The organism is Methanocalculus chunghsingensis, assembly GCF_018132105.1.
GTDB lineage: Archaea > Halobacteriota > Methanomicrobia > Methanomicrobiales > Methanocorpusculaceae > Methanocalculus > Methanocalculus chunghsingensis.
The window spans coordinates 1-1,436 of record NZ_JWHL01000038.1 but is presented as its reverse complement, the minus strand read 5'-3'; the positions used below and the strand labels follow the sequence as shown (position 1 = coordinate 1,436).

Annotated in this window: 2 protein-coding genes; both read left to right on the top strand. The window is 52.6% G+C overall.

The annotated features are described in order from the left end of the window. Positions 1–345 (top strand): IS200/IS605 family transposase (gene tnpA, locus RJ53_RS11480; RefSeq protein WP_211531777.1); only part of this gene is annotated, 345 nt, incomplete at its 5' end. Beyond that, positions 323–1,436, top strand: a 1,114-nt coding sequence (locus tag RJ53_RS11475) for an RNA-guided endonuclease InsQ/TnpB family protein (protein WP_211531776.1), incomplete at its 3' end; no start/stop codon positions are given. The genes tnpA and RJ53_RS11475, both read left to right, overlap by 23 nt.

Genomic DNA, 1,436 nt, shown 5'->3' with positions numbered 1-1,436 from the left:
TTTGTCGATGATCGGTATGTGGATCTCCTGAAGACCAAGATCCACAGCATCTCTGAAACCTTCGGGGTTGAAGTCACCAACATCGAGTGCAGCCCGGATCACTTCCACATGCTGTTCAAGGCGGGGCCGACGCTGAATCTCCCGAAGTACATCAACGCCCTGAAGACCATTTCCTCACGGGAGATCCGGCGGAACTTCCCCGAGGTCAAACAAGTGCTCTGGCGTGATGCCTTCTGGTCACGATCCTATTTCCTTGCAACCACCGGACAGGTCACGCTGGACATTTTGAAGAAGTATGTCGATCGCCAGGCGGAGGAACGAGATGCAGTTGACAAGGAAGATTAGGATCTACCCCACGGAAGAGCAGGCAGCCGTCCTGTGGGATCTGTCCGATATCAACCGGAGACTGTACAATAGGGCGCTCAACGAACGGCGTGATGCCTACGCTACCGGAACCAAAGGCGTGACCTACATCAAACAGCAGAACGATCTTCCGGAACTCAAGAAAGAGTGGCCGGAACTGAAGAAGGTCAACGCGAAAGTCCTGCAGATGACGCTCAAGACGCTGGATGCCAACGACCGGTCGTTCTTCGAGTTGATCAAGGTTGATCCCGATGCAAAACCCCCGGGATTCAAAGGGCGGAAGTATTTCACCACTATGAAGCACAACCAGTCGGGGTTCAAGATCGACACAGACTCAATCAAACTGTCGCACAAGCTGCCGGGAGGGGTAGATCTGATCTTTGCCATCCCGGAACATGAGTTTGGGGTTGTCAAGCAGGTTGAGGTATTCCAGGATGGCAAGGAGAAATGGTATCTTGCCGTGGTTGAAGAGGTCGTTCCCCCGACGCCCGTTGACAACGGCCAGTATCAGGCATGGGATCTCGGAGTAATAAAGCAGACCGCCGTCAACAGTCAGGGGAAGTTCATTGAAGTCCAGAACATCCGCCCGGATCGGTACTGGAACAAGAAGATTGATACCGTGCAGTCCAAGCGGGATCACTGCAAGAAGATCAAGGGGAAACAACCAAGCCGGAGGTGGAAACGCTACAACGCCGTCAAGCGAAAGATGGAGAAGAAAAAGAGCAACCAGCTCAAGGACTTCCAGCACAAGGTAAGCAAGAAACTCGTTGAGAATACCAAGGCAGGAACGATCATTATCGGCGATCTCCCGGTGAAAAAGATGCCGAGGTCCAAGACAGCAACGAAACCGATGAACAGGTCAACGCAAGGAACCGGATACCTTGCACGTTTTGCCGGATTTCTGACCTACAAGGCGATCCTTGCAGGTAAACAGGTAATAGAGATCGGCGAAGAGTACACGAGCAAGACGTGCTGCTGCTGTGGAAAAATCCACCCAGAGATGACCGTCAAAGATCGTGTTATGCAGTGTGATTGTGGTAGCGTGTTCGACCGCGACAGAAACGCTGCGGTCA